The 26,463-nt window shown below is 63.2% G+C and carries 20 protein-coding genes; 9 read left to right on the plus strand and 11 right to left on the minus strand.

Going from position 1 to position 26,463, the window contains the following annotated elements; genetic code table 11:
- The first annotated feature begins 158 nt into the window (after nt 1–158).
- The gene (locus IVB22_RS03395) at nt 159–1,274 is read left to right on the plus strand and encodes a TRAP transporter substrate-binding protein (protein ID WP_247515885.1); all 1,116 of its coding nucleotides are present in this window, start codon (nt 159–161) and stop codon (nt 1,272–1,274) included.
- A gap of 49 nt (nt 1,275–1,323) precedes the next feature.
- Here the strand turns inward: IVB22_RS03395 and IVB22_RS03400 are convergent, their stop codons facing one another.
- From IVB22_RS03400 to IVB22_RS03425, 6 genes are all read right to left on the minus strand, one after another.
- On the minus strand, nt 1,324–2,859 hold the full coding sequence (locus IVB22_RS03400) for a TRAP transporter large permease subunit (protein ID WP_247515886.1): 1,536 nt from the start codon (nt 2,857–2,859) through the stop codon (nt 1,324–1,326).
- Nucleotides 2,860–2,861: 2 nt separating this feature from the next.
- Nucleotides 2,862–3,389, minus strand: a complete 528-nt coding sequence (locus IVB22_RS03405; protein WP_247515887.1) for a TRAP transporter small permease subunit — start codon at nt 3,387–3,389, stop codon at nt 2,862–2,864.
- A gap of 518 nt (nt 3,390–3,907) precedes the next feature.
- Nucleotides 3,908–5,410 carry an exopolyphosphatase gene (gene ppx / locus IVB22_RS03410; RefSeq protein WP_247515888.1) on the minus strand — a complete coding sequence of 501 codons (1,503 nt, stop codon included), beginning with the start codon at nt 5,408–5,410 and terminating at the stop codon, nt 3,908–3,910.
- 12 nt (nt 5,411–5,422) lie between these two features.
- A complete protein-coding gene (locus tag IVB22_RS03415) occupies nt 5,423–7,621 on the minus strand; it encodes an RNA degradosome polyphosphate kinase (protein WP_247515889.1) in 2,199 nt (732 codons plus the stop codon).
- A gap of 147 nt (nt 7,622–7,768) precedes the next feature.
- A complete protein-coding gene (locus IVB22_RS03420; RefSeq protein ID WP_247515890.1) occupies nt 7,769–8,446 on the minus strand; it encodes a DnaA ATPase domain-containing protein in 678 nt (225 codons plus the stop codon).
- Between the two features lie 60 nt (nt 8,447–8,506).
- Nucleotides 8,507–9,049, minus strand: coding sequence for a CDP-alcohol phosphatidyltransferase family protein (locus IVB22_RS03425; protein ID WP_247515891.1), 543 nt, complete (start codon nt 9,047–9,049; stop codon nt 8,507–8,509).
- A gap of 150 nt (nt 9,050–9,199) precedes the next feature.
- On the opposite strand from IVB22_RS03425, the gene purM reads away from it, so the two are divergent.
- The 4 genes from purM (at nt 9,200) to IVB22_RS03445 (ending at nt 13,085) form a co-directional block, all read left to right on the plus strand.
- Nucleotides 9,200–10,285: a phosphoribosylformylglycinamidine cyclo-ligase gene (gene purM / locus IVB22_RS03430; protein ID WP_247515892.1), complete on the plus strand. Its 1,086-nt coding sequence runs from the start codon at nt 9,200–9,202 to the stop codon at nt 10,283–10,285.
- Nucleotides 10,282–10,935 carry a phosphoribosylglycinamide formyltransferase gene (gene purN / locus IVB22_RS03435; protein ID WP_247515893.1) on the plus strand — a complete coding sequence of 218 codons (654 nt, stop codon included), beginning with the start codon at nt 10,282–10,284 and terminating at the stop codon, nt 10,933–10,935. The genes purM and purN overlap by 4 nt, the downstream gene beginning before the upstream one ends.
- A gap of 63 nt (nt 10,936–10,998) precedes the next feature.
- Nucleotides 10,999–11,730: a glutathione S-transferase family protein gene (locus IVB22_RS03440; protein ID WP_247515894.1), complete on the plus strand. Its 732-nt coding sequence runs from the start codon at nt 10,999–11,001 to the stop codon at nt 11,728–11,730.
- Between the two features lie 215 nt (nt 11,731–11,945).
- The gene (locus IVB22_RS03445) at nt 11,946–13,085 is read left to right on the plus strand and encodes an autotransporter outer membrane beta-barrel domain-containing protein (protein ID WP_247515895.1); all 1,140 of its coding nucleotides are present in this window, start codon (nt 11,946–11,948) and stop codon (nt 13,083–13,085) included.
- Nucleotides 13,086–13,232: 147 nt separating this feature from the next.
- On the opposite strand, the gene rnd is transcribed toward IVB22_RS03445, so the two are convergent.
- Nucleotides 13,233–14,381: a ribonuclease D gene (gene rnd, locus IVB22_RS03450; protein WP_247515896.1), complete on the minus strand. Its 1,149-nt coding sequence runs from the start codon at nt 14,379–14,381 to the stop codon at nt 13,233–13,235.
- A 521-nt stretch (nt 14,382–14,902) separates the two neighbouring features.
- Here rnd and IVB22_RS03455 point away from each other — a divergent pair.
- Nucleotides 14,903–15,619 (plus strand): hypothetical protein, encoded by a 717-nt coding sequence (locus IVB22_RS03455; protein WP_247515897.1) that lies wholly within the window; start codon nt 14,903–14,905, stop codon nt 15,617–15,619.
- 13 nt (nt 15,620–15,632) lie between these two features.
- Here the strand turns inward: IVB22_RS03455 and IVB22_RS03460 are convergent, their stop codons facing one another.
- Complete coding sequence (locus tag IVB22_RS03460; protein ID WP_247515898.1) at nt 15,633–17,108, minus strand: YdiU family protein; 1,476 nt, start codon at nt 17,106–17,108, stop codon at nt 15,633–15,635.
- Between the two features lie 191 nt (nt 17,109–17,299).
- Between IVB22_RS03460 and aspS the strand changes: the two genes are divergently transcribed.
- Nucleotides 17,300–19,141, plus strand: a complete 1,842-nt coding sequence (gene aspS, locus IVB22_RS03465) for an aspartate--tRNA ligase (RefSeq protein WP_247515899.1) — start codon at nt 17,300–17,302, stop codon at nt 19,139–19,141.
- 1 nt (nt 19,142) lies between these two features.
- On the opposite strand, the gene IVB22_RS03470 is transcribed toward aspS, so the two are convergent.
- Nucleotides 19,143–21,119, minus strand: a complete 1,977-nt coding sequence (locus tag IVB22_RS03470) for a hypothetical protein (protein WP_247515900.1) — start codon at nt 21,117–21,119, stop codon at nt 19,143–19,145.
- Between the two features lie 259 nt (nt 21,120–21,378).
- Here IVB22_RS03470 and IVB22_RS03475 point away from each other — a divergent pair, with 259 nt between their 5' ends.
- Nucleotides 21,379–23,688, plus strand: a complete 2,310-nt coding sequence (locus tag IVB22_RS03475; RefSeq protein ID WP_247515901.1) for an NADP-dependent malic enzyme — start codon at nt 21,379–21,381, stop codon at nt 23,686–23,688.
- A 257-nt stretch (nt 23,689–23,945) separates the two neighbouring features.
- Nucleotides 23,946–24,398: a DoxX family protein gene (locus IVB22_RS03480; RefSeq protein WP_247515902.1), complete on the plus strand. Its 453-nt coding sequence runs from the start codon at nt 23,946–23,948 to the stop codon at nt 24,396–24,398.
- 27 nt (nt 24,399–24,425) lie between these two features.
- Here the strand turns inward: IVB22_RS03480 and IVB22_RS03485 are convergent, their stop codons facing one another.
- Together IVB22_RS03485 and IVB22_RS03490 are read right to left on the minus strand one after the other, a co-directional pair.
- Complete coding sequence (locus tag IVB22_RS03485) at nt 24,426–25,844, minus strand: TRAP transporter large permease subunit (protein WP_247515903.1); 1,419 nt, start codon at nt 25,842–25,844, stop codon at nt 24,426–24,428.
- The gene (locus IVB22_RS03490; protein ID WP_247515904.1) at nt 25,841–26,434 is read right to left on the minus strand and encodes a TRAP transporter small permease subunit; all 594 of its coding nucleotides are present in this window, start codon (nt 26,432–26,434) and stop codon (nt 25,841–25,843) included. The genes IVB22_RS03485 and IVB22_RS03490 overlap by 4 nt, the downstream gene beginning before the upstream one ends.
- Nucleotides 26,435–26,463 lie beyond the last annotated feature (29 nt).

Raw genomic sequence — 26,463 nt, forward strand, 5'->3', positions numbered from 1 at the left:
AGGGAAATTCGTCTCATTGGCAAGTAAGCCGCTCCGGAGGGTCGCTCTGGCTGAAGGCACCTCATCCGCGGTAGGATTGTTCGCCGGCGGCGCCCGAATGGCTCGCCTGCACACTGTTAGAGGGAGGCAAACATCCAACGCTAGAGAGGAGGTCGACAATGAAAATCAGTTCGCTTACGGGGACGGCTCTGGTCGCGGCAGTCACTGCCACATTGGCGCTGGCCGTCACGGCGCATGCGCAGCAGGCTCGAACACTAAAGGTCCAATCGGCAGTGCCACCGTCGTCCACGGCGCAGGATGCCTTGAAGTTCTTCGCTGACCGGGTGGACAAGTTGACAGCGGGCCAGCTCAAGATCGAGGCGTTGCCGGGCGGTGCGATCGTCCCGCCGTTCGAGATTCTCGACGCAGCGCACAAGAAGGTTATCGATGGCGCCTGGGGCATCTCCTACTGGTGGTTCGGCAAGAACAAGGCTGCGACCCTGTTCGCCAATACGCCTGCCGGTATTGCCGGCATGGATCCTGTCGACTTCATCGGCTGGGTATACGAGGGCGGGGGCCTCGATCTGTGGAATGAGTTCTACCAGAAGGAGCTCAAGCTCAACCTGGTCGCGTTCCCCAGCATGCCGCCGAGCCCGCAGGCGCTCGGCTGGTTCAAGCGTCCGATCAAGGACCTCAACGACTTCCGCGGCATGAAGTGCCGACAGACGGGCATCGTTGCCGAACTCTATTCCAAGATGGGCATGGCCGTCGTCAACATGCCGGGCGGTGAGATCCTGCCGGCGGCTGAGCGCGGTACCATCGACTGTGCCGAGTGGGTCGGCGGCATCGAGGATCAGCGGCTCGGGTTGCACACCGTGTGGAAGTTCCACTACACGCCCGGCATGCACGAGAGCGCATCCGTGGCCGAGATGGCCTTCAACAAGGACGTTTGGGACAGCCTGCCGGACCAGAACAGGGAGGCCATCAAGTCGGCGCTTTCGGAAACGTTTCTCCGCTGGTGGGCGAGTTATCAGCGGCAGAACGCGGACGCGATTGCCGAATTCGCGGAGAAGCACAGCGTGAAGCTGCTGACCACGCCGGCCGAGATCAACCAGGCCTTCCTCAAGACCTGGGATGAATTCGCTGCCGCCGAGTCGGCCAAGAATCCGTTCTTCAAGAAGGTCTACGACTCCCAGAAGGCGTATGCCGCCAAGGTGGTGCCGGCCAAGCGCTTCATGTTCCCGCCCTACGCTTTTCAGGCGGACTATTACTGGCCGCCAAAGGAGGGCAAGTAGCAGCGGGGGAATACCAAATCGAGGGGCGGCGGCAGCGCCGCCCTTGTTGCTATCTCACCGCATGCGGCAGCCACAGCGCGATTTGCGGCCACACCAGCAGCAGGATGAGGACGAAGGCCTGGATCACCATGTAGTCGGCCATGCCCTTGTAGATCGTGGAGAGGCTCCAGTTCGGCACGACGTTGCGCAGATAGTAGGCCGACATGGCGACGGGCGGACTGAGATAAGCGGTCTGCATGTTGACGGCGGTAAGCGTGCCGAACCAGATCAGCAGGTCGAGCTTGCCGAGGCCCAACTGGAGCTTTTCCACCACCGGCAGGGCGATCGGCAGGAACACCAGGATGATCACGGGCCATTCGAACGGCCATCCGAGCACGAAGAAGATCGCCATGATGAGAGCGAGCTTCCACCAGTCGCTCAGCGGAACGGCGAGCAGGTAGTTGGTGATCAGACTGGCCGAGCCGAGCTTGGTGAAGACGGCGCCGAACACGGTTGAGGCCACTGCCAGGAACAGCACCATAGCGGAGGTCACCATCGTGCCGATGCCGGCATTCGTGAGCGACTGCACGCTAAGCCGGCGATACACGAGCGCCAGGATGGCGGCGCCGAAGGCTCCGCAGGAGGCGGCCTCGGTCGGCGTCGCCAGGCCGCCGACAATGGTGCCAAGCGTAAAGCCGATCAGCGCGCTCAGCGGTGCGATACCCAGCACGACAGCTCGGAAATAGGCGTTGCGGACGTAGGCCCACGCCGCCAGCAGCGCCGGCACCAGCGCCGCAACCGACACGCTGATCCCGCCGATCGTCACCGCGAGAGACGGGGCGCGGGTAACGCCGAGCAGCAGATAGATGAGCAGATAGACAATCGCCACGAGGCAGAGAAGCGCCAGGATCAGTACCGGTATTCCTACCCTCTCGGTGGTCATCTCCTTGTAGGCGGCTTCGCGCTCCTCCATCGTCATGGCCGGACCGAGCTTGGGATTGAGGAAGCTTCGGGTCAGCGTGCAGGCGATGTAGCAGCCGGCGAGCAGAAAGCCGGGCCCGAACGCCGCCGAATAGAGCAGGTTGACGGGAACGCCCATGACCGGGCCCATCACCACCAGCATGACGCTGGGTGGAATGAGAATTCCGAGCGTGCCGCCGGCAGCGATGGCGCCCGAGGAGAGCCGGGCGTCGTAGCCGGTCTTGATCATCATCGGCGCGGCCATGATGCCGAGCACCGTGACGGCCGCGCCGACGATGCCGGTCGCCATGGCGAAGATGGTCGCCGTCAGGATCACCGCCAGATAGAGCGAGCCGCGTACCGGTGCCAGCAGGCTGCGCATGGCCCCGAACAGGCGCTCCATCAGCCCGGCCTGTTCGGTCATGTAGCCCATGAAGATGAACAGCGGCACGGCCGGAAAGATCTCGTCCTTCATCGTGCCCCAGATCTGCAGGTAGCTCAGGTTGAAGGTCTGCTCCCAGCCTAATCCCAAACCGCCGAAGATGATGGCGAGAAACAGCAGCGTGAAGGAGATCGGGAATCCGATGAAGATGACGGCGACCATGCAGACGAGCATGATGAGGCCCAGGAGCTCGGAATAGCTCATGTTCAGACCTCGATCCTCTCGTGCCTGGTCAGGAATTCGCCGGTGCGCCACGCCCACAGGCTCTTCATGAGCTCCGAGATGCCCTGCAGTGACAGCATGAAGGCGGTGAGCGGGATAACCCCGCGCAGCGGCCACAATATCGGCGTCCAGGCTCCGGAGCTTGAGCGCTCGTCGATCGAAATCGAGTAAAGGAAATCATCGATCGAGATATAGAACAGCACGGCCATCGTCGGCAGGAAGAACAGGATGAAGGCAAGGCTGTCGATCATGCCTTTGGTCCGGTCCGAGAACCCGTCCCACAGCATGTCGGTGCGCACGTGAGCACCCTTGAGAAGCGCCAGCGCCGATCCCAGCATGAAGAGCGCCGCATACGACATGGTCGTCACGTCGAGCGCCCAGACGGTAGGGCTTCTGAAGAAGTAGCGGGCGAAAACCTCGAAAACGTTGGCGAACACCAAGGGAATGATGAGAAGCACGAAGAGGTGGCCGGTCCACTCCGTGAACTTGTCGATGGTACGAATAACGGCCAAATAGCCCCGGGGTGGCGTCGGCCTTGGCGACGACGAGACACTGGTCATTACAGTGGCCATCAATTGACCCTCAGACGCAGCCCGATCGTGAACCCGTGAAAAACTGGCCGCACTATCCATTGCGACCGATCAGTCGCCGTCGAGCGATCCGGTGGAATGTTACTTTAGCGGCGATCTCGGCGCCAGCGGCTGGATAGCCGTCGCAGCCGCCCCCAGGAGCGCGGACAGCCATCCAGCCGCTAGACCGAGCACGAGGACCTCGGGGCCTATATCCCTTGGTGGAGGGACGGGTGTCTTCTGGAGCGCCAATCTTCTGGATGAGGCTGTCCAATGGTGCCGGCATGGCGGGCTCGCTCACACGACGAGCGGCAGTTCAACTTCTGATAAATGACCGCTGCTGGCACATCGCGTCATTTTCGCTGCGATGCGGAATTTGGACGCTGTCGGGGCATGGCGGACGTCGAGTAAGCCACATCAATCAATCTCGACTTACCTAGCCAATCGGCTCGTTCGGCCCGTCAGCTTCGCACAATCGAGCCGGCGCGCCCGACCAGCCGCGCCAGTTGCTTGAAGCGGCTGCCGACGCGGTCGGCGACGAGATCGACCATGCGGTGTTCGAACATCAGCATCAGGTTGCGGCCGCTGGTACGGAAATGCGTCGCGGGCAACACGCCGGTGCGCGCCGCCGAAATCAGATGCGCGACGCGAAACGCCGCGCCGAGAATGCGGGCGCGTTCATCCATCGCGGGCGGCACCAGTTCGCGAATGCGGGCCGGCGGTTCGTTTTCCTCGCTTAAGCCCGCGTAACGGTAGAACACCGACAGCGCGACAAAGGCGCGGCCCTGATGGCTGATCGAGCCGAAATTGCCGTTGGTGATCAGGCTCAGCGTTTCCTCGCCCCGATGATCGGGATGCACGCGCCAGCCGACATCGGAGAGCAGGCAGGCGGCGTGGCGCAGGCGGCGGTCCTCCGCGGTCTCACGCAGCTTCACAACTCGCACCAGCCGATCCGTCCATGCGACCAGTTCCTCGGCGTGGCGCGCGGAGCGCGACAGCAGCCCGTTGAGGGTTTGGGCCGCGCAGATGAAGCCGTCCTTGGCGCGTTCCTGCGGCGGCAGCATCTCGTAGAGCAGGCCTTCGCGCACACCGAAGGTCGAAAACACGATCGTCTTCGGGCGGCCGACGCGGATGATGTATTCGAGCACCAGCGCGGCATAGGTCAGAAGCGGACGCCGTGCATCGGCGACCACTTCGATATCGGCGAGCATGTTGGCCGCCGCGAGCCGGCGCAGGCGCCGCGCGAAATCCAGCGCGTCGGCGGCCGGCAACTCATAGCCGTGCATCACCCGCAGCGGATAGCCGCTCTGGACGATGTGGATGCGCGCCAGCGCGCGCCAGGTGCCGCCGACCGCGTAGAAGGTGCGGCCACTGCCGGCCTTGAGCTGGGTCACGCCAGACAGATCGTTACTGACGATGCGTTCGGCGCGCTTCAGAGATTTGTCCGAGAGGTCCTGCAGCGCGAGGCTTCCGAGCGGCAGCGTGACGCCGCTGCTGACGCGGCTGCCATGCACGTCGATCAGTTCGAGCGAGCCGCCGCCGAGATCGCCGACGACGCCGTCAGGATTGTGGATGCCGGACACGACGCCGAGCGCGGATAGTTTCGCCTCGCGTGGCCCCGACAGGATTTCAATGGGAACGCCGCAGATGCGTTCGGCCTTGGCGATAAAGTCGGGACCATTGGAGGCGTCGCGGCAGGCCGCGGTGGCGATCGCATAGACGCGGCCGACCTGCTGAATGCGGCACAGGGCACGAAACCGCCGTAGCGAGGTCAGGGCCTTGGCGACAGCGTCGGCCGACAGCAGGCCGGTACTCTGCACCTCGCGGCCGAGCCCGCACAGCGCCTTCTCGTTGAAGATGGTGACGAGGCTGCGCGTCATCGTCTCATAGACGACGAGACGAACCGAGTTCGAACCGATGTCGATGACGGCGACGCTGGAAGCGCGCTTGCGCGGTCGCTTCACAGCCGCGGTCCCTTATGGCGATTGCTGGCGTTCGTTACGGCGCGTGAGGCGGCGCGGCGAAGATTCCTTGAGAGACTTTCCACGGCCTGACAGACTCGGATTGGTCATGAAATAGTTGTGCAGATTGAACGGCTCTTCGCCTTTCGCGGTCTTCATACGCGTTGAGGACCCGTCCGGCAACAACTGCCAGCTCTGCTCGGTATCCTTCAGGTTGGCGACCATGATCTGTTCGAGAACCTGCTGATGTACCGTGGGATTTTGCAACGGACAAAGCACTTCGACGCGGCGATCGAGGTTCCGCGGCATCATGTCGGCGGACGAGATATACACAGCCGCTTTGGCGCTGGGCAGGCCCTGCCCCATACCAAAGCAGTAGATTCGGCCGTGCTCCAGGAAGCGGCCGATGATCGATTTGACCCGGATGTTCTCGGAAAATCCGGGAATGCCTGGCCGCAGGCAGCAGATGCCGCGCACCACCAGATCGATCGATACGCCGGCCTGCGACGCCTCGTACAGCGCGTCGATGACATCGGGGTCGACCAGCGAGTTCATCTTCATCCAGATCGCCGCCGGCTTGCCGTGCCGGGCGTGATTGGCCTCGCCCTTGATGTGTTCGATGATGCGCTTGCGCAGCGTCAGCGGCGACACCGCCATCCGCTCGATGTCGCTCGGCTCGGCATAGCCGGTGATGTAGTTGAACACCCGCGCCGCGTCGCGGCCGATGATCGGGTCCGACGTGAAGTAGGAGAGATCGGTATAGATGCGCGCGGTGACCGGATGATAGTTGCCGGTGCCGGTATGCACATAGGTCGTCAAATTGCCGCCCTCGCGCCGCACCACCATCGACAGCTTGGCGTGGGTCTTCAGTTCGAGAAAGCCATACACCACCTGCACGCCGGCGCGTTCGAGGTCGCGCGCCCAGCGGATATTGGCTTCCTCGTCGAACCGCGCCTTCAATTCGATCAGGGCGGTCACCGATTTGCCGGCCTCGGCCGCTTCGGCAAGCGTGCGCACGATCGGCGAATTGTTCGAGGTGCGGTAGAGCGTCTGCTTGATGGCGACGACATCGGGGTCGCGGGCCGCCTGCTGCAGGAACTGCACGACGACGTCGAAGGATTCGTAGGGGTGATGGACGATCAGGTCCTTTTGCCGGATCGCGGCGAAGATGTCGCCGCCATGGTCGCGCACGCGCTCGGGATGGCGCGGCACATAGGGCGTGAATTCGAGGTCGGGCCGATCGAGCCGTGTGAGCTGCGAGAGCTCGTTCATGGCCAGCACGCCATCGACCAGAAACACTTCGTCGTCGGCCGCCGAAAGCGCCTGCCGCACGAAGCCACACAGTTCTTCCGGCATCTTGGCTTCCATCTCGAGGCGGATCACCGAACCCCGCCGCCGTCGCTTCAGCGCGGTCTCGAACAGGCGAACCAAGTCTTCGGCCTCTTCCTCGATTTCGAGTTCGGAGTCCCTGATGATGCGGAAGGCGCCCTGGCCCTTGACGGTGTAGCCGGGGAACAGGCGGCCGATGAACAGGCCGGTGGCTTGCTCCAGCGGGATCAGGTGCACCGTGCCATCCTTGCCGGCGGGCATGCGGATGAACCGGTCGATCTTGCCGGGCATGCGGATCAGCGCGTTCATGGGCTTGCCGTCGGCGACGCGCGCCAACTGCAGCGCGATGGTGAAGCCGAGGCTCGGGATGAAGGGGAAGGGGTGCGCCGGATCGATCGCCAGTGGCGTCAGCAGCGGGAAGATGTTGCGGAGGAAGTGATCCTCGAGCCAGCCCCGCTCCGTCTTTGTGAAGTCGTGGCCGTCGACGAGTATGATGCCCGTCCCCGACAGGGTGGTGCGCAGATCGCGCCAGATCGCCTGCTGGTCGGAGGCGAGCGCCGAAACCGTCTTGTTGATGAGGGTGAGCTGCTCGGACGGCGTCATGCCGTCAGGGCTACGTTCAGCAATACCTTCACGGACCTGTGCCTTAATACCGGCAACGCGGACCATGAAGAACTCATCAAGGTTATTGGCCGAAATCGACAGGAACCGGACCCGTTCCAGCAGGGGATGGCCTGGATTGACCGATTCCTCGAGCACCCGGCGGTTGAAATGCAGCCAGGATAGTTCCCGATTGATGAAGCGCTCCGGGCTCGTGGCAATCGTGGACGGAGCCTCGGCAATTGGTTCTTTTTCTTTTATTTCAATTACTTGTGCCGATTCCATAAGGCTTTGATCCATCTCGGGAGAGGTGTGGGCTAATTTACGGGATTGCGGCCTGCAGCATGTGATACGCCGATGACGTTTCAATGACATTGACGTTCCGCCCGTTGCCGCCGTCAAGGCGGCAGGAAGCAGCACGCAGCCGTCCGATCAGGCGTTGCGCAGCAGTTCCGCGGCCAGCGCCCGGGTTACCGGCCGGCCGAGCCGCAGCGCCTCGGTATCCAGGAGGTCGACCGCCTGGCGGGCGGCGGAATAGGAGCGCTCGATCCGGGTGGCGAGGTAGCTCACGACAGCCTCGTCGATGCTCAATTGGCGGTCCGCGCAGAATTTGACGATCAGGCCGCGAAACAAGAGGTCGTCGGGCGGGGATAGCGACACGACGGGGGCGGCGCGCAGCCGCGACCTGAGATCGCGCAGTTCGACCTCGAACGCGACAGGCGGAACGCGCCCCGTGATCAGGACGAACGCCTCGTCCTCGCGCGCCAGGTTCAGGAGGTGAAACATCGCGCGCTCGTCGAAGTCGGCCGGTCTCAGGTCTTCGACGACCAGCGCCCCGGTGGCGAGCGCGCCGGGGACGGCAGCGGGGTTGAGCGCATGCGCCGATGTCGCACGCGCGCCGGCCTGTTCGGCCCAGATCGCGGCGAGATGGCTCTTGCCGGAGCCCTCCGGTCCCACCAGCAGCATGATGCGGTTCGGCCAGTCCGGCCAGCTCTCGATCAGCGAGAGAGCAGCTTCATTGGCCGGCCCTTCGAGGAAATTGTCGCGGGTCAAGCTCTCCGCATGCGGCAACGCAAAGGCTAGCTGACGAGGTTGAACGCGGACTGCCACGCAAATCTCCAGGCCGGGATATTACAGCCTTCATAGCGTTTTTAAGCGAAGTGGGACGATTTAGCGCGCTTCGATCGTGCTCATGTGCCGGACCCACTCGACGAGATAGAGCGAGACGGAAACCAAAGTAAAGACCGTAACAAAACCCATCAGGATCACGTCATAGGGCGCCGGCTTGAAATTGAAACCGAGCGAAGCCAGTACCAGCGCCGCGAACGCCACCTGTGCGACCGTGTTGAGCTTCGACACCATCAGCGGTTTCATCGGAATCGGCTTGTCGAACAGCCATGAGACGATCACGGCCGTGACGATCATGATGTCGCGCGACACCACGAGGATGACGAGCCAGCGCGGCACCGCGCCCCAGATGCCGAGTGCCACGAAGATCGACACCAGCAGCGCCTTGTCGGCGAGCGGATCGAGCAGGGCGCCCAGTTCGCTCTGCATGTTGAACCGCTTGGCGAGAAAGCCGTCGACGGCGTCGCTGACCCCGGCAATGACGAAAATCGCGAAGGCGATTTCCATCTGGCTGGAAACGATCGCCCAGACGATGACCGGGACCAGAATGATGCGCCCCAGCGTAATGATATTCGGAATACTCAAGTCGGTCGCTTCCCGGCTCCCGGCCAAAAATCCGGCCCCTGGCGGGTTCAGCCGGTCCTTATCTACATAGTATATGCGCCAAGCGCTTGCGAGCCATTGCAGGATCGCGGAATTCCTCGTAACCAGCCGTCATCATACTGGAATTTGGGCATGATCGACCGCAAAAACGGGCTCACTTACGCGGATTCGGGCGTCGATATCGATGCGGGCAACCGCCTGGTCGATCTCATCAAGCCGATGGTCCGGGCCACCGCCCGGGCGGGCGCGGACGCCGAAATCGGTGGATTCGGCGGTCTATTCGACCTCAAGGCGGCAGGTTTCAAGGATCCCGTTCTGGTGGCGGCGACCGACGGCGTCGGTACCAAGGTCAAGATCGCGATCGAGACTGGCCTGCATGGCGGCATCGGCATCGACCTGGTGGCGATGTCGGTCAACGACCTCGTGGTGCAGGGCGCGGAACCGCTGTTCTTCCTCGACTATTTTGCCTGCGGCAAGCTCGACCCCGACGCGGCCGCGGCCATCGTGGCCGGGGTCGCCGAGGGGTGCCGGGAATCAGGTTGCGCCCTGATCGGTGGCGAAACCGCCGAAATGCCGGGGCTCTACAAGGCGGGCGATTACGACCTCGCGGGCTTTGCGGTCGGGGCTGCCGAGCGCGGCACGCTGCTGCCGAGCGTCGATATCGCCGTGGGCGACGCGGTCGTCGGACTGGCCTCGTCGGGGGTGCACTCCAATGGCTTCTCGCTCGTCCGCAAGATCGTGGAAAACTCGGGTCTTGGCTTCGATGCCCCGGCACCGTTCTCGCCGGTCATGACGCTGGGCGGCGCGCTGCTGGCGCCGACCAAGCTCTACGTAAAATCCTGCCTGCGTGCGATCCGCGAGACCGGGGCCATCAAGGGGCTCGCCCACATCACCGGCGGCGGTTTCACCGACAACATTCCGCGCGTGCTGCCGAAGCATCTCGGCGTCGGCATCGATCTGGCGCGGCTGCCGGTGCTGCCGGTATTCAAATGGTTGGCGGCGCAGGGCGGCATCGCGGAACTCGAATTGTTGCGCACCTTCAACTGCGGCATCGGCATGATTGCGATCGTCAAGCCGGATGCGGTCGAGCAGGTGACGCAAGTGCTGACTGAAAGCGGCGAGACCGTCGCCTTGCTCGGCGAAGTGATTCCGGCCCGGCGCGACGAGGATGGGGAACATCGCGTGGTCTACAACGGCCATCTCGATCTCGCGCAATGAAGCGTCGTGTCGCCATCCTGATCTCGGGGCGCGGGTCGAACATGGCCGCGCTGATCGACGCGGCGAAGGCTGCGGATTTTCCGGCCGAGATCGTCGCCGTCATCTCCAACCGGGCCGATGCGGTCGGGCTGGAGAAGGCAGAAGCGAGCGGCATCGCGACGACCGTCGTCGAGAGCAGGCCGTTCGGCAAGGATCGCGCCGGCTTCGAAGCCGTCCTGCAGCGGGCGCTGGAGGAAAAGAAGGTCGATCTGATCTGTCTCGGCGGATTCATGCGGCTGTTCACCGCCGAATTCGTGCAGCGCTGGTACGGCAGGATGCTCAACATTCACCCTTCGCTGCTGCCGTCCTTTCCCGGCCTCGATCCACACGGCCAGGCGCTGCAGGCCGGGGTGAAGATCTCGGGCGCGACCGTGCACTTCGTGATCCCCGAAACCGACGCCGGCCCGATCGTGATGCAGGGCGCAGTCACGGTGGCCGATGACGACACGGCAGAGACGCTGTCGCAGCGAATTCTCGGCATCGAGCATCTCATCTACCCGGAGGCGCTGCGCTTGCTTGCGAGCGGCAAACTTCGCCTCGAAGGCGACATCTGCAATATCGCCGGTAGCGCCGATCGTGACGGCACCCTGATTTCGCCGCGGACGATCTGATATTATCTGGCGGTGTGCGCGACGGGCGCGATAACCGCGCTCCGCAAAATCCATCGAGGTTCCATGATCACGCTCTACGGTTCCGGGCCCAATTTCGGCCTTCCCGACGCAAGCCCGTTCGTGACCAAGGCCGAGACCTTGTTGCGGATGTCGAAACTCCCGTTCGAAAAGGCGCCGATGAGCTTTTCGAAGGCGCCGAAGGGGAAGATTCCCTACATCGAGGACGACGGCCAGTTGCTCGGCGACTCCACGCTGATCCGCTGGCACCTCGAAAAGAAATACGGCATCGATTTCGACCAGGGCCTCACCGCCGAACAGCTCGCCATCTCCTGGGCGTTCGAAAAAATGGCGGAGGACAATCTGTACTGGGCCAGCGTCTACTTCCGCTGGATGATCGATGACAATTTCCGCAAGGGGCCGGTCAATTTCTTCAAGGGCGTACCTGCGCCGGTCCGGCCGGTCGTCGTGTCGATGATCCGCCGCCGCCTGCGCAAGACGTTGCAGGGCCAGGGAATCGGCCGTCACTCCGCCGACGAGATCACCGCGATCGGAATCCGCTCGATCGATGCGATGGCGGCCTATCTCGGCGACAAGCCGTTCTTCATGGGCAGCGCGCCCGCCGGCATCGACGCCACGATGTTTGCCTTCGCGGTCAGCGTGATCTGTCCGGTGTTCGAATCGGACTTGCAGCGGGCGGCCGCAAGCCATGCCAATTTGCGCCGCTATGTCGGCCGGATGACTGCGCGATTCTATCCTGAACTCAGCGAGATTGCGGGCTGCCAGGCCGCGGCCTGAATGCCAGGGTGGGCGTTCGCAAGGTTTGGCGACTGCCGGAAACGTCGTCGCGGTGTCGCGCGGGCTGTGGCAGCCGAACAACAATGATGCGTATTCGGCGGCCGCCCAGGGGGCTAACCGATTGACCCTTCCCGCGAACTGGGGGCAAATCGCTCCAGTTGATCGGGATTTGCGCATTTTTCGGGCCGGCGCTTTTGCCTTTGGGAATGGATTGCATGCGCTGCTTACCGCGGCCTTCGCGAGCACGAAAAATCAGGCCCGGTCACACGCTCGCGCGGCTGGCCGCGATCGCGTTCGTTCTCATCGGCATCATGTCCGCCGCGCAGGCGCAATCGCCGACGCCGACACCCACCCCGACTCCCACGCCTTCACCGACGCCCAGTCCGACGCCTACAGTGATCAATTCGACGGTGTCGTCGGGGGCGGCGCTGACCAATCTCGGCAGCAGTTTCCTGGAGCGGCTGGGTAATCAGTCGAGCAACGGTTTCAATCGCCTGCAGCGGACCAATCCCGGCGGCGGCGGCGCCTCCGAGAGCACGGAAGCGCCGCGCTACCGGACCTGGTTCGAAGGCTACGGGAACCATACGAAGACCGGCGCGATCGGAGATTTCGTCGGCGATAGCAGAAAGACCTGGGGCGGTGTGGCCGGGATCGGCGCGCGGGTGGCGCCGGGCATCAATATCGGCTTCTCCGTCGACCAGAGCCGCTCCGCGATCGATATTCCGCTGGCTCTGCAATCGGCGACGATCGACCTGACCCAGATCGGTTTCACGGCCTCTGTCGACAGCGGGCCGTGGACCTGGGCCAGCGCGGTGGTGCACGGTTTCGGCAACGTCAATTCGCGCCGCGACACGGGACTTGGAATTGCGACCGCCGGATACAGCGCGAAGCTCGACGGCGTCCTGAGCGAGATCAGCTATTACTGGACCAGGGACCAGGGCCGCATCGTGCCCAAGGCAGCGTTCGAATATGTTCGCGCCCAGACCGGGTCGCTGCAGGAGATCGGCGGCCTCGATCCCGTGACGGCGACCGGCGCCACCGTGCAGCGCGGGCGTCTGTTGGTCGGCGCGGAGATCGGCCAGTACTGGATATTCGACGGCAAGATCTTCGACCTGTCGGGCTACGGCAAGTTCGTCCACAATGTCGTGCAGAATTTCTCCGACATCACCGTCAGCCAGGGTGTGCAGAGCATTACGTTCCAGGGTATCGGCGAGAGCCGGTATGGCCTCGATACCGGCGCCTCCGCATCGCTGAGTCTCACCAATACCGCGCGGCTCTACGTCAATTACGACGCCAGATTACGCGCCGCGCTGCAGTCGCATCAGGGCACGCTCGGGCTGGAGTTGAAGTGGTAGCGAAGGTAAGCGTGTCCCGGACGCGGCGCAGCACGCAGTGATGCGACGCAGAGCCGGGACCCATGGCCGCCGCAGTATGTGGACCCCGGACCAGCAGCGCACCGCTTCGCGCTGCGCAGCATCCGGGGAACGGACGGAGAGCCAAGCCTAAGCCCGGTCGACCCTGACGACGCGGCCTTTTTCGATCGCGAGCGCCAGCCTGCCGTGTTTCAGCGCCAGCGCCGCTTCGCCGAACAATTCGCGGCGCCAGCCATGGAGCGCGGCGACGTCGGCTTGATCGTCGGCGGCGATCTGGTCGAGATCGTCGACGGTGGCGATGACCTTGCTGGCGACGGCGTGGCGTTCCGACGTCATCCGTAGCAGCACTTTCAGGAGCTCGACGGTAGCCGCGCCATTCGAATTGCCGCGCGGCTTTTCGATCTTCGGCAACGTGTGGGGATCGCGGGCGAGGCCGCGCTGCACGGCGGCAATGATATCGGTGCCCCATTTGGAGCGGTCAAAACCTTTTGGCAGCGAGCGCAGACTGGCGAGGCGCTCCAGTGAGGTCGGGGCGTGGGTGGCGATGTCGCCGACCGCATCGTCCTTCAGTACGCGTGAGCGCGGCACGTCGCGGCTTTGCGCTTCCTGCTCGCGCCAGGCCGCGACTTCCATCAGCACCGCGAGCTCCTTCGGCTTGCGCACCCGCGTCTTGAGCCGCTCCCATGCGCGCTCAGGGTGGAAATCGTAGGTCCTGGGCGAGGTCAGGACTTCCATCTCCTCGCTGACCCAGTCGCTGCGGCTGCGCTTCTTCAGGTCGGCATCGAGCGCTGCAAAGACGTCGCGCAAATGGGTGACGTCGGAGACCGCGTAATGCATCTGCTCGGGCGACAGCGGCCGGCGCGACCAGTCGGTGAAGCGGTGGGTCTTGTCCGGCCGGTGGCCGGTGACGCGCTCGACGAGCTGGTCATAGGCGATGCTGTCGCCATAACCCAGCACCATGGCTGCGACCTGGGTATCGAAGATCGGATGCGGAATGGTGCCGGACTGATGCCAGACGATCTCGATGTCCTGGCGGGCGGCGTGAAACACCTTCAGCACCGCCTCGTTCCCCATCAGCTCGAAGAACGGCTTGAGGTCGATGCCGGGCGCCAGCGTGTCGATCACGACGGCCTCGTCCGCGCTCGCCATCTGCACGACGCAGAGCAGGGGGTAGTAGGTCGTCTCCCGCAGGAACTCGGTGTCGACGGTGATGACCTTGTGCTGGGCGAGCCGGGAGCAGGCAGCGGCGAGGTCGGAAGTGGTGGTAATCAGATCCATGAACAATCCATGACGCGTCGGACAGGCGTTCTGCCGAAAACGCTGATATGTCAAGGGTGTTGCGGGGATTTGAGCCCTGGATTTGAGCCTGAGCACGGCTTTTTTGCGACCCAACCGCGGCTGGACCGGTTCGATAAAACAGTTCCGGCCGCCAGGCGGCGGCGGGGTGAGAAAACCGCTCACTCGTAGCGGATATGCCGCGACCGGCGCCGTCCCGACGGGATCGCGAGCACGGCGAGACAGAGGGCAATCATCACCATTCCCATGAATGCGAAAGCAAAGGCGTCCACGGCAATTCTCCCCTGATAAACCGTTAGAATTGTGGGGAGCGCGTTGACCGTTTCTTAATTTGTGGGGGTGAGGCGCGAGACGTGTCGGCGGATGGTGGACGGGCGCTTAAGGATTGCGGTTAACGGAGGCGATTGCTGGGTGCGGAAACGTCAGCGGTCGCCATCGGCGTTACGTTCTTCTCAACCTCTCGGCGTGCAGATTGGCGGCTGCAAGTCGAAGGATGAAGTCGCATGAAATGGCTGGGAATTGTCCTTGCGCTGATCGGTGGCACGCCGGTGTTGTACAGCGTCGCGTACCCCAGCCTCACGCTACGCTACCGCCTGACCCTCGAAGCGGAGGTCGACGGCAAGCCGAAGACCGGCTCGGGCGTCATTGAGGTCATCTATAGCAAGCAACCCGAGTTCGCGAGCGGCCGCGACCGCGTCTCGAGCCATAGGGGCGAAGCAGTCGTTCTCGATCTTGGTGACCGCGGCATACTCTTTGCGCTGCTGAAGGCTGGCTCCGACAGCCGCTCGATCCCCGAGTCGATCATTCTGCGCGCGTTCAATTTCGACGGTGGCGCATTTCCCGGCCCGACAGTCGAAGAGGGGTTCAAAAAGCTTCGGCAACTGTCCGGAAAGCGCGAACTGCCGTTGACGAGCCTGCCGCTCCTGGTTCGCTTTCGCGATCTCAACGATCCGATGACGGTGGAAAAGGTCGATCCGTTCGACATCAGCAAAAGTTTCGGCGGCGGCGCAAGGCTGGTGCGAGCCACACTCGAAATCGTTCCTGAGGGAGTTTGGCCGCTCAATTCGTTCGGCGTGACGGACGAGCCGATAGTGAAGGGCATCGATCAAAAGCTTCCCTGGCTAAAGTCTTTGCAGGGAAAGTATTTGCATGGCGGAGGCTCTGCCAGAGGAGCGCCGCTTGAACTCGACAGTGGAGATTTCGCAACCACGGATCGATGATCGGTCGCCCGCCTCACGTCCCGCAGAACGTCTGCGTCACGCGCTGCTCCGGCAGCGGTGGTTCGGCATAAGCCGCGTACTGGGGTTGATCCTCGTACGGCTTCGACAGCACCGTCAGCAATTCCTCGAATGGCGCGTAGTCGTCGTTGTTCACGGCGGCCGAAATCACCGCTTCGACGCGGTGGTTGCGCGGGATGAAGGCCGGATTGACGGCGCGCATCGCGGCTTGCCGTTCGGCGGTGGATTGTGGTTCGTCGGTGAGGCGCTGCCGCCAGCGCGCCGCCCATTCGTCGAAGGCTGTGGGATCGGTGAACTGGGCTCTAACGCTGTCGTCGTCGGCATCCGCAGCGGTGTCGCTCAGGCGGCGGAAGGTGAGGGTGAAGTCGGCCTGGTTTTTTGCCATGGCATCGAGCAGATCCTGCACCAGCGCTTCGTCGCCGTCGCGCGCGGTGAACAGGCCGATCTTCTTGCGCAGCCCGGCCTGATAGGCGGCGGTGAATTTTTCGGCGAACTCGCCGAGGATGAATTGCGCCTGTTCGATCGCCTTGTCTTGGTCGTCGGAAAACAGCGGCAGCAGGCATTCGGCGAGCCGCGTCAGGTTCCACAACGCGATGCGCGGCTGGTTGGCGTAGGCGTAGCGGCCCATTTCATCGATCGAGGAGAACACCTGCGCGGGGTTGTATTCGTCCATGAAGGCGCAGGGGCCGTAATCGATGGTCTCGCCCGAGATCGAGCAATTGTCGGTGTTCATGACGCCATGGATGAAGCCGATCAGAAGCCAGCGCGCGACGAGGTCCGCCTGGCGGGCGACGACGCCTTCGAGCAGAGCGTGATAGGGGCGCTCTACGCCGGCGATCTCAGGGTAGTGCCTGGCGATGACATGATCGGCGAGCGCTCGCACACCATCAGTGTCACCGCGCGCGGCAAAGAACTGGAAGGTGCCGACGCGGATGTGGCTTGCGGCCACACGCGTGAGCACCGCACCGGGCAGCATGGTCTCGCGCATCACGTTCTCGCCCGAGGTCACGGCGGCCAGCGAGCGAGTGGTGGGGATGCCTAATGCAAACATCGCCTCGCTGACGATGTATTCGCGCAGGACCGGACCCAACGCGGCGCGGCCGTCGCCCCGGCGGGAAAACGGCGTCGGGCCAGATCCCTTGAGCTGGATGTCGCGGCGGATGCCGTCCCTGTCGATGACTTCGCCGAGCAAGATAGCGCGGCCGTCGCCGAGCTGGGGCACGAATTGACCGAACTGGTGGCCGGCATAGGCCATCGCGATCGGGTCGGCGCCATCGGGGAGGCGCTTTCCGGCAAGGATTTCGGCCCCTTCCGGGCTCTCCAGCACGTCAGGATCAAGGCCGAGTTGGACGGCCAGGGCCCGGTTCAACTTGATTAGCCGGGGGGCGGCCACTGGCGTCGGGGCCACGCGGGCGAAAAAGCTCGCCGGCAGCGCCGAATAGGTGTTCTGGAACGGGAAATGGACGGTCATGACCCAAAGATAGGCGCGGGCACGGAATAGGCAAACGGTTCGGGCCGGTGGGGGCGGAAATCTCGCTCTCGGAGCGCAAAACAGGCCCCGCCATTGGTTGCCGCCCCTCGCGGCGTCGGGTAAACCCTCCCGCAATTCGCGCGGCCTTTGGCCCCGATTCTGACCTCCGACATCTGTTTTTTGGGAATTCCATGCATCGCTACCGGTCACATACATGCGGCGCGCTCCGCGACAGCGACATCGGCCAGACCGCCCGTCTTTCCGGCTGGTGCCATCGTATTCGCGACCATGGCGGCGTGCTGTTCATCGATCTGCGCGACCATTACGGCATCACGCAGTGCGTGGCGGATCCGGATTCGCCGGCGTTCAAGGAAGTCGAAAAGTTCCGCTCGGAATGGGTGGTGCGGATCGACGGCAAGGTACGCCGCCGTCCCGACGGCACCGACAATCCGGAACTGCCGACCGGAGCGGTCGAAGTCTATATCAGCGAGATCGAGGTGCTGGGGCCTGCTGCCGAGCTGCCGCTGCCCGTGTTCGGCGAGCAGGAATATCCTGAAGACATAAGGCTCAAGTACCGCTTCCTCGATCTCCGTCGCGAGAAGCTGCACCAGAACATCATGACCCGCGGCGCGATCGTCGATTCCATGCGCAAGCGGATGAAGGAGCAGGGCTTCTTCGAGTTCCAGACCCCGATCCTGACGGCGTCCTCGCCGGAGGGGGCACGGGATTTTCTGGTGCCCTCACGCATTCATCCCGGAAAATTCTACGCGCTGCCGCAGGCGCCGCAGCAGTACAAGCAGCTCCTGATGATGTCGGGCTTCGACCGCTATTTCCAGATCGCGCCCTGCTTCCGCGACGAGGACCCGCGCGCCGACCGTTTGCCGGGCGAGTTTTATCAGCTCGACGTCGAGATGAGCTTTGTCACGCAAGAAGATGTTTTTGCGGCGATGGAGCCTGTCATATCAGGCGTGTTCGAGGATTTCGCCAAGGGCAAGCCGGTGACAAAAGGCTGGCCGCGGATTCCGTTCGCGGAAGCCTTGAAGAAATACGGCAGTGACAAGCCCGACCTGCGCAATCCCATTGTCATGCAGGACGTCTCCGAGCATTTCCGCGGCTCCGGCTTCAAAGTGTTCGCGCGGATGCTGGAAGACCCCAAGAACCAGGTCTGGGCGATCCCCGGCACGGGCGGCGGCTCGCGCGCGTTCTGCGACCGAATGAACTCCTGGGCGCAAGGCGAAGGCCAGCCCGGCCTCGGCTACATCATGTGGCGCGAAGAGACCAGTAAGCTAGGCGAGGGCACCCCAAGTGGATCGTTAGTGCTTAGCGGCTCTCCCGAGAAGATCACGGTGGGGGCAGGTCCGCTTGCCAACAATATCGGTGCGGAACGGACCGAGGCTATTAGGGCGCAACTCGGCATGAAGGAGGGCGACGCGGCGTTCTTCGTCGCCGGCGATCCGGAAAAATTCTGGAAGTTTTCAGGCCTCGCCCGCACCAAGGTGGCTGAGGAATTGAACGTGATCGACAAGGATAGGTTCGAACTGGCCTGGATCGTCGACTTCCCGATGTACGAGTACAATGAGGAAGACAAGAAGGTCGATTTCTCGCACAACCCGTTCTCGATGCCGCAGGGCGGCCTCGATGCGCTCAACGGGCAGGACCCGCTGACCATCAAGGCGTTCCAGTACGACATCACCTGCAACGGCTACGAGATCGCGTCTGGCGGCATCCGCAACCACCGCCCCGAGGCGATGGTGAAGGCGTTCGAGATCGCGGGCTATGGCGAAAAGGACGTCGTCGAGCGTTTTGGCGGCATGTATCGTGCGTTCCAGTACGGCGCCCCGCCGCATGGCGGCATGGCGGCCGGCGTCGACCGCATCGTGATGCTGCTCTGCGGCACCACGAACCTGCGTGAGATCTCGCTGTTCCCGATGAACCAGCAGGCCGTGGACCTCCTGATGGGCGCGCCGTCGGACGTCGCGCCCAAGCAGCTGCGCGAGCTCCATGTACGGCTCAATTTGCCGGACAAGGGCTAGCTTATAGCGCCGTCGCAGCCTCGATCCGGAACTTCGCGAGCGCGTCGAGCGGGTCGATCTTCAACGCCTGGAAGAGCTGCATCGCCGGCACCTTGCCGAGCGGCGTGAATTTGAGCGTCAGCGTCGTCCCCGGAGTTTCGATAAAGCGCGCCAGCGCCTCGGCGGCGGCCACAGCATCGGGATTGTTTGTCCCTTTCGTCGCTGCGCTGTTTCTGATGTCGTCAACGATCGCTTTTCGTGCCGCATCGCGGCTGATGTTCTGCAGGCGGGAATAGTGTGCGACCGCGAGATCGACGCCGCCCAAGTCGCGCAGCGTGAGCTCGATCCCGCCGGCCTCGATTTGCGCCGCCAAGGTAGCTGCTTGCAGCGGGTTGAAGGAAAATATCTGCCTCGGCACATTGGCAAGCGAAACGCGCGCGGACAGTTTCACGAGGCCGCCGACTTCGAGTGCGACGGGCTCCAACACGAAGCTGCGCGATGCTTCCGTCCAGGACGCGCCGAGATCGCAGTCGAAGGCGATCGAACTGATGCCGGCTGCAATCAGCGGCTTCGTTGTGGGGTCGCTCACATCGATGGGCGTGACCATCTTCGTGGTAAGGCGCGCCTGGCTTGGCACCGGTCCGACAAACTGGCCCCAATCCAGATTGAAGTTGTCGAGTGTGACGGGCTTGCCGGTGTTCTTGAACGGCGCCACGAAGCCCTTGACCTCAATGCCAGCGAGCAGCGGAAACATCCCGAGAAACTGGTCGGGTGACGGCGGCCGTCCCGGGTTCGAGAATTGCGCCGCCATTCGCAGCAGACCTGCGATATCGAGTGATTTGAGCGCGAAGCGTCCGATCTTGACGGGCCCCTTCGCAGAGCGTGCATCCAGTCCTTCGATCGCGAATTCGCCGATCTTGCCGTCTTCCAGGTTGAAGCGGGCCGCCGCGAGCTTGAATGGGCCCTCCGGCGTTTCCGCCGAGATGCCGCGCATCTCGGCAGTTCCGACGCGCACGGCCTCATAGATCTTCGCCATCTTGTCCATCATCTCGCGCGTCTGCGCCGGCGTCGGAGTGCCGCCGGCCGGCTGCATCAGCGCCAGCAGCGCCGGAAGTTGCAGTCGCGACGGCCGCACGCTGACATCGTCGATGGTCATCCCATCGATACGCATACGCACGCCTTGGGCGGACGTGATGGTATAGGCGCCTGCGGTCGTTTGACCGTAGAAGCGATAGTATTTGTCGTCGTTAGCCTTCTGCGGATCGAGGATGGCGGCGGCCGCGGCAGCGTCGAAATCACGCGAAACGAAATTTGCGATCTCGCCGGTCAATTTGTCGGTCTTGCCCGCTTGCTGGGTGTTGGCGGTAAAAGCGAGCCGCTCGATCTGCATGGACGCGACCTTGCCGTTCTTGATGTCCCGCAGCGCTGTGCCCGAATAGGTGAAATTGCCCGACGTGATTGCGCCGAAGTTGATGGTCCCGACAATGCTGGGCGCCACGACGGATGACGCGGAGACGGTGGCAAACTGCTCCAGTGCGGCCCGATACGCCTCGACGATGGAGGCTGAAGCGGGTCGTACCGGCAGGCTGGCGGGGCCGGAATAGTCCTTCACGATGATTTGCGGCACCTTGTAGGTGACGTGTCCGCCTGCCGGGCCTGCGATGTCAACGCTGACTTCCGTGTCGGTCCATTCGATATTGTGAGCCGAGAATTTCGCCGCGTCCGGCTGGCCGACGCCGGAAGCCGTCAGGCTGGCAATCTTGACATTCACCGGGGGCTGCGTCGCAGATTCACCGGCAATATCGACGATCCTGAGCGTTCGGCTGCGCAGGTCGAACGACACCTTGCCGTGGCTTGCCTTACCGCCGCCCGCGCGAACCTGCTCGAACGCGGCCTCGACCTCGCCGGCGATCCGGTGCTGCGTATAAAACTCGAAGCCGAAGAAGCCGCCCGCCGCGATTACGACCGCAGCGGCCAGGCCCATCAGTATCTTTACCATTAGTTGTGCTCCGGACGCCGACACTCGCGCGAGGCAAAATTGCCACAAGTCGGTCAAGGGGATGGGGTAGGGAGGATAATATGCTACCGGCTTTGGTGCTTTGCGTCGATGCCCCCTGTTGATGGGGACGCTCTCGGATGTTGCATCCAAGTGGCCGCCCGTGCTTCACATCCGGCTCAATCTGCCGCAAAACTAATGGTTCGAATGAAGACCGGCCGCCGGAAGCAATTCGGGGTCGAGAAAGCCCGTGGGGGAGTGCATGTCGTCCTATTCTGAAGATCTCCGCTCCGCGGCGCTTGCGTATCACCGGCTGCCGCGCCCGGGTAAACTCGAGATCCAGGCGACCAAGCCGCTCGCCAACCAGCGCGACCTCGCGCTGGCCTATTCGCCGGGCGTCGCTGCAGCCTGCACCGAAATCGCCAACAATCCGGCCGAAGCGGCGTCGCTGACCTCCCGGGCCAACCTGGTCGCCGTGGTCTCCAATGGTACCGCGGTGTTGGGGCTTGGCAATATCGGCCCGCTGGCCTCGAAGCCCGTCATGGAAGGCAAGGCGGTCCTGTTCAAGAAATTCGCTGGGATCGACGTCTTCGACATCGAAATCGCCGCCGACACCATCGAGCGCGTGGTCGAGACAGTGGCGGCGCTGGAACCGACCTTCGGTGGCATCAATCTCGAGGACATCAAGGGACCGGAATGCTTCGAGATCGAGGCGCAGCTCAAGGCGCGCATGAAGATCCCGGTGTTCCACGACGACCAGCATGGCACGGCCATCATCGTCGGAGCCGCCATTGTCAATGCGCTGCTGTTGAACGGCAAGAAGCTGGCTGATGTGAAGATCGTCTGTTCGGGCGCCGGTGCGGCGGCGATCGCGTGCCTTAATCTGCTGGTGTCGATGGGCGCGCAGCGCAAGAACATCTGGGTCTGCGACATCGACGGCGTGGTGCATGAAGGCCGCAACACGCTGATGGACCGCTGGAAGGCGGTCTATGCGCAGAAGACCAACGCGCGCGTGTTGGCCGACGTGATCGGCGGCGCGGATATTTTCTTAGGGTTGTCCGCGCCTAACGTACTGACGCCTGACATGGTCAAGTCGATGGGGGACCAGCCCCTGGTGATGGCGCTGGCCAATCCGAACCCGGAAATCATGCCGGACGAGGCGCGCAAGGCGCGCCCCGACGCGATGATCTGCACCGGGCGCTCCGACTTCCCGAACCAGGTCAACAACGTCCTGTGCTTTCCGTTCATCTTTCGCGGCGCGCTCGACGTCGGCGCCACCGGGATCAACGAGGAAATGAAACATGCAGCGGTTGACGCGATCGCGCAGCTCGCGCGCGATCCGCCGTCGGATGCGGTGGCGCAGGGTTTTGACAGCGGCGAGACGCAAGGATTCGGCCCGGGCTCGCTGATCCCGAGCCCGTTCGATCCGCGGCTGATCCTGCGTATCGCGCCGGCCGTGGCGAAGGCTGCGATGGACTCCGGCGTGGCGACGCGCCCGATCAAGAACTTCGAAGAGTATAAAGCGTTATTGGAACGCTTCGCGTTCCGCTCCGGCCTCGTCATGAAGCCGGTGTTCGCCAAGGCGAAGACCCAGCCGGTTCGCGTGATCTATGCCGAGGGCGAGGACCAGCGCGTGCTGCGCGCCACGCAGGTCGTGCTGGAAGAGAAACTGGCGCGGCCGATCCTGGTCGGGCGTCCCTCCGTCGTCGAGGCAAGGATCAAGCGGTTCGGCCTCTCGATCAAGGCCGGGCAGGATTTCGATCTCGTCAATCCCGAGGACGATCCGCGCTATCGTTCCTATGTGCAGACCTATATCGACACGGCCGGAAGGCGCGGCGTCACGCCTGAGGCCGCGCGCACCGTGGTTCGCACCAACAACACCGTGATCGCAGCGCTTGCGGTGGTGCGCGGCGAAGCCGATGCCATGATCTGCGGCGTCGAAGGCCGCTATATGAGCCATCTGCGCCATGTCCGCGAGATCATCGGCTTCCTGCCCGGCGTCAGCGATTTTGCGGCGCTGGCGATGATGATCACCAGCAAGGGTTCCTATTTCATCGCCGATACCCAGGTGCGGCCCAATCCGAGCGCCGAGGAACTCGCGGAGGTGGCGTCGCTGGCGGCAACCCATGTGCAGCGGTTCAACATGAAGCCGCGTGTCGCCTTCGTGTCACATTCCGACTTCGGCAGCTATGATACGGACTCCTCGCGCAAGATGCGCCGCGCCACCGCGCTTCTGAAGGAAAAGCATCCGGAGATCGAGGCCGACGGCGAGATGCAGGGCGATACCGCGCTCTCGGCCGCGGCGCGCAAGCTCGTGCTGCCGCATTCCAACCTGGAAGGCGATGCCAACATCCTGATCATGCCGAACCTCGACACCGCCAACGTCGCCTACCAGATGATCAAGACGCTGGCGGATGCGCTGCCGGTCGGGCCGATCCTGATCGGGCCGGCGCGTCCGGCGCATATCCTCACCCCGGGGGTGACGGCGCGCGGCATACTCAACATGACGGCGGTTGCCGCCGTCGAAGCCCAGGAGCGTGCCGGCCGCCAGCAGCCGACGTTGTTTGGATAGAGCGAAGTTCTGATTGAATCGGAACCGTTCTAGTCTTTTGTTTTGGCGCGTTTTCTCTGCACGGAATGTATCGTCGCTCAAAAACGCTATGGCCAAAAAAGGGCCTTGGTTCTGCTTCTATCAGTAGGTCTGGTTAGGTCCGCGCAGGCTCCTGCGCGGACGGTTTCGATTTGAGCGTTTGAAAAGCGGAGACGAAACGCCCATAATCGTTTCGCGCCGCCTGCTATCTTTGCATGCCATTCAGTGAGGCCGATCCCATGCCAGCGTTAGTTACCTTCGGGCGAGTCCTGTTCGCCGTCCTCTTCATGTACACGGGAGCGACCAAGCTCTTCGCGATTCAGCAGACGGCGGACTTCATCGCGACCAAGGTGACCATCCCGGCGATGCTTGCGCCCTATACCTCGCAGATCGAAACCATGACCGGCATGCCGATGCCGCAACTATTGGCGTGGAGCGTCGGCGGCTTCGAGATCCTCGCCGGCCTGATGATCGCGGTCAATTTCGGCGCGCGCTTCTTCGCGATCCTGCTGATTTTCTTCGTCATCGCGACGACCTTCTACTTCCACGATTTCTGGAACCAGCCAGCGCCCGAAAATGCCAAGACGCTGATCGACGCCTTGAAGAACCTGTCGCTCATCGGCGCGCTGTTCATGATCGCAGGTTACGGCCGCGGGCCGCGGCCGAATGAACCGGCCTACGGGGACGTCTGAAGCCGGTAGCGGCGGCCCCAGACCGAGTCAGAAATTCCGGATCGCCACGCGTGGACCGTCGAGTGTGGCGGCGGCGCTCTGCGGTGGCGCGACCTGCTCGATCTGTGCGGTCCGCGCCGCTATTCTGCGCGCCTGCAGCCATTGCGGGAACCACATCGCGATGGCCGGGAAAATCAGCACCAGCGCCACGCAAGCGACCTGCAGCACCATGAAGTCGGCCATGCCGCGGTAGATCAGCCGCAGGTTCCATTCCTTGACCACCTGCTTGAGATAGTAGGCCGACATGGCGACCGGCGGTGACAGGAAGGCGGTTTGCAGCACGACCGCAACGATGCAGCCGAACCAGACCATGTCGTAGCCGAGACCCTTGGCGACGGGTGCGAGCATCGGCAGGAAAATGAAGACGATAGCCGGCCATTCGAACGGCCAGCCGAGCAGGAAGATCAGGGTCAGGAGCATGGACATCGTGCCCCAGGGAGGCAGCGGCGACGCCAGCAGGGCATTGGTCATCCAGGTTGCCGTGCCGAGCCACGAGAAGACGGCGCCGAACACGTTGGAGGCTACCGCGAGCAGCAGCACCATGCTGGTCGTTGCCAGTGTGGCGTAGCAGGCATCCAACAGGCCCTTCCATGAGAACCGGCCGTAGGCGACCACAAGGAGAATCGCCCCCAATGCGCCGAACGCCGCCGCCTCCGCGGCCGTGGTGATGCCGGCGAGGATGGCGCCGAGGGTCACGATCGTCAGCACGGTCACCGGCACCAGACCGACCAGGCACTCCCACAGCACGATCCGCATCGAATCTGGCCGCTCCTCGACCGGCACCGGCGGGCCGAGCTTTGGATTGAAGTAGCAGCGGATCAGGGTGTAGGCGATGAACATCGCAGACAGCAGGAAGCCCGGGCCGAACGCGGCCGCATAGAGATCGATGATCGAGATATCGAGCACCGGCGCCATCACGACCAGCATCACGGACGGCGGGATCAAAATGCCGAGCGTGCCTCCGGCGGCGATGGCGCCGGCGGACATGCGCACATCGTAGCCGGAGCGGATCATCATCGGCCCGGCCATGATGCCGAGCAGGGCGACGGTTGCGCCGACAGTTCCGGCGGCGATTCCGAACAGCGTCGCCGTGAGGATGACGACCACGTAGAGCGCGCCATTGAGGGGCGCGAACAGATCGCGGAACGCCCGGAACAGCCGCTCCATGAGACCGGCCTGATCGCAGACGAATCCCATCAGAATAAACATCGGCACCGCGACGAGTTCGTCCTGCTTCATGAGGCCGATGGTCTGCAGGTACGCGAGGTTGAAAACACGCTCTCCCATGCCGACGTAACCAAACATCAGCGCCAGGAAGAGCAGCGTGAAGCTGATCGGCAGGCCGATGAAGATCGCTCCCAGCATCACGAGGAGCATGACAAGTCCGAGGAGTTCGAGTCCCGTCATATCTCGATCTTTTCCTTGTGCTCGAACTCGCGACCGAACTGGACCTGGTACCAGCACTTCAGTACCTCGGACACGCCTTGGATCATGAGAAGTAACGCCGCCAGCGGGATCGTTGCCCGGAAGGGCCACATGATCGCGCGCCACACGCTTTCCTGCGACCGTTCGCCGGTGTCATAGGAGTGCAAGGTGTCGTCAATGCTGATCAGCATGAACGTGATCATCGCCGGATAGAAAAACATCAGGTAGGAGATCAGGTCGACGACGCCCTTCTTTCGCTCCGAGTAATTCTCCCAATAGATGTCGGTGCGAACATGCGCGCCCTTCAACAGCGCATATCCCGATCCGAGCATGAAGGCCGCGCCGTTGACCATGAAGCTGGATTCGTAGACCCAAACGGTCGGCGCGCCGAACCCGTAGCGCATGACAACCTCGTATGAGATCGTCACCATCAGAAACAACATCGACATGGCGATGAGTTTGCCGGTCACGTCGGTGAAGCGGTCGATCGTCCGTATGATCGCGTAAAAAGCACGCGGGAATTCGCCGCCCGGATGGCTTGGGATCGACGCACTGCTGGTGTCCGCGGACATGATCGCCCCCTCCAGGCAGTGCTGGCGTC

Origin of the sequence: Bradyrhizobium sp. 190 (genome assembly GCF_023073415.1) — a bacterium.
GTDB lineage: Bacteria > Pseudomonadota > Alphaproteobacteria > Rhizobiales > Xanthobacteraceae > Bradyrhizobium.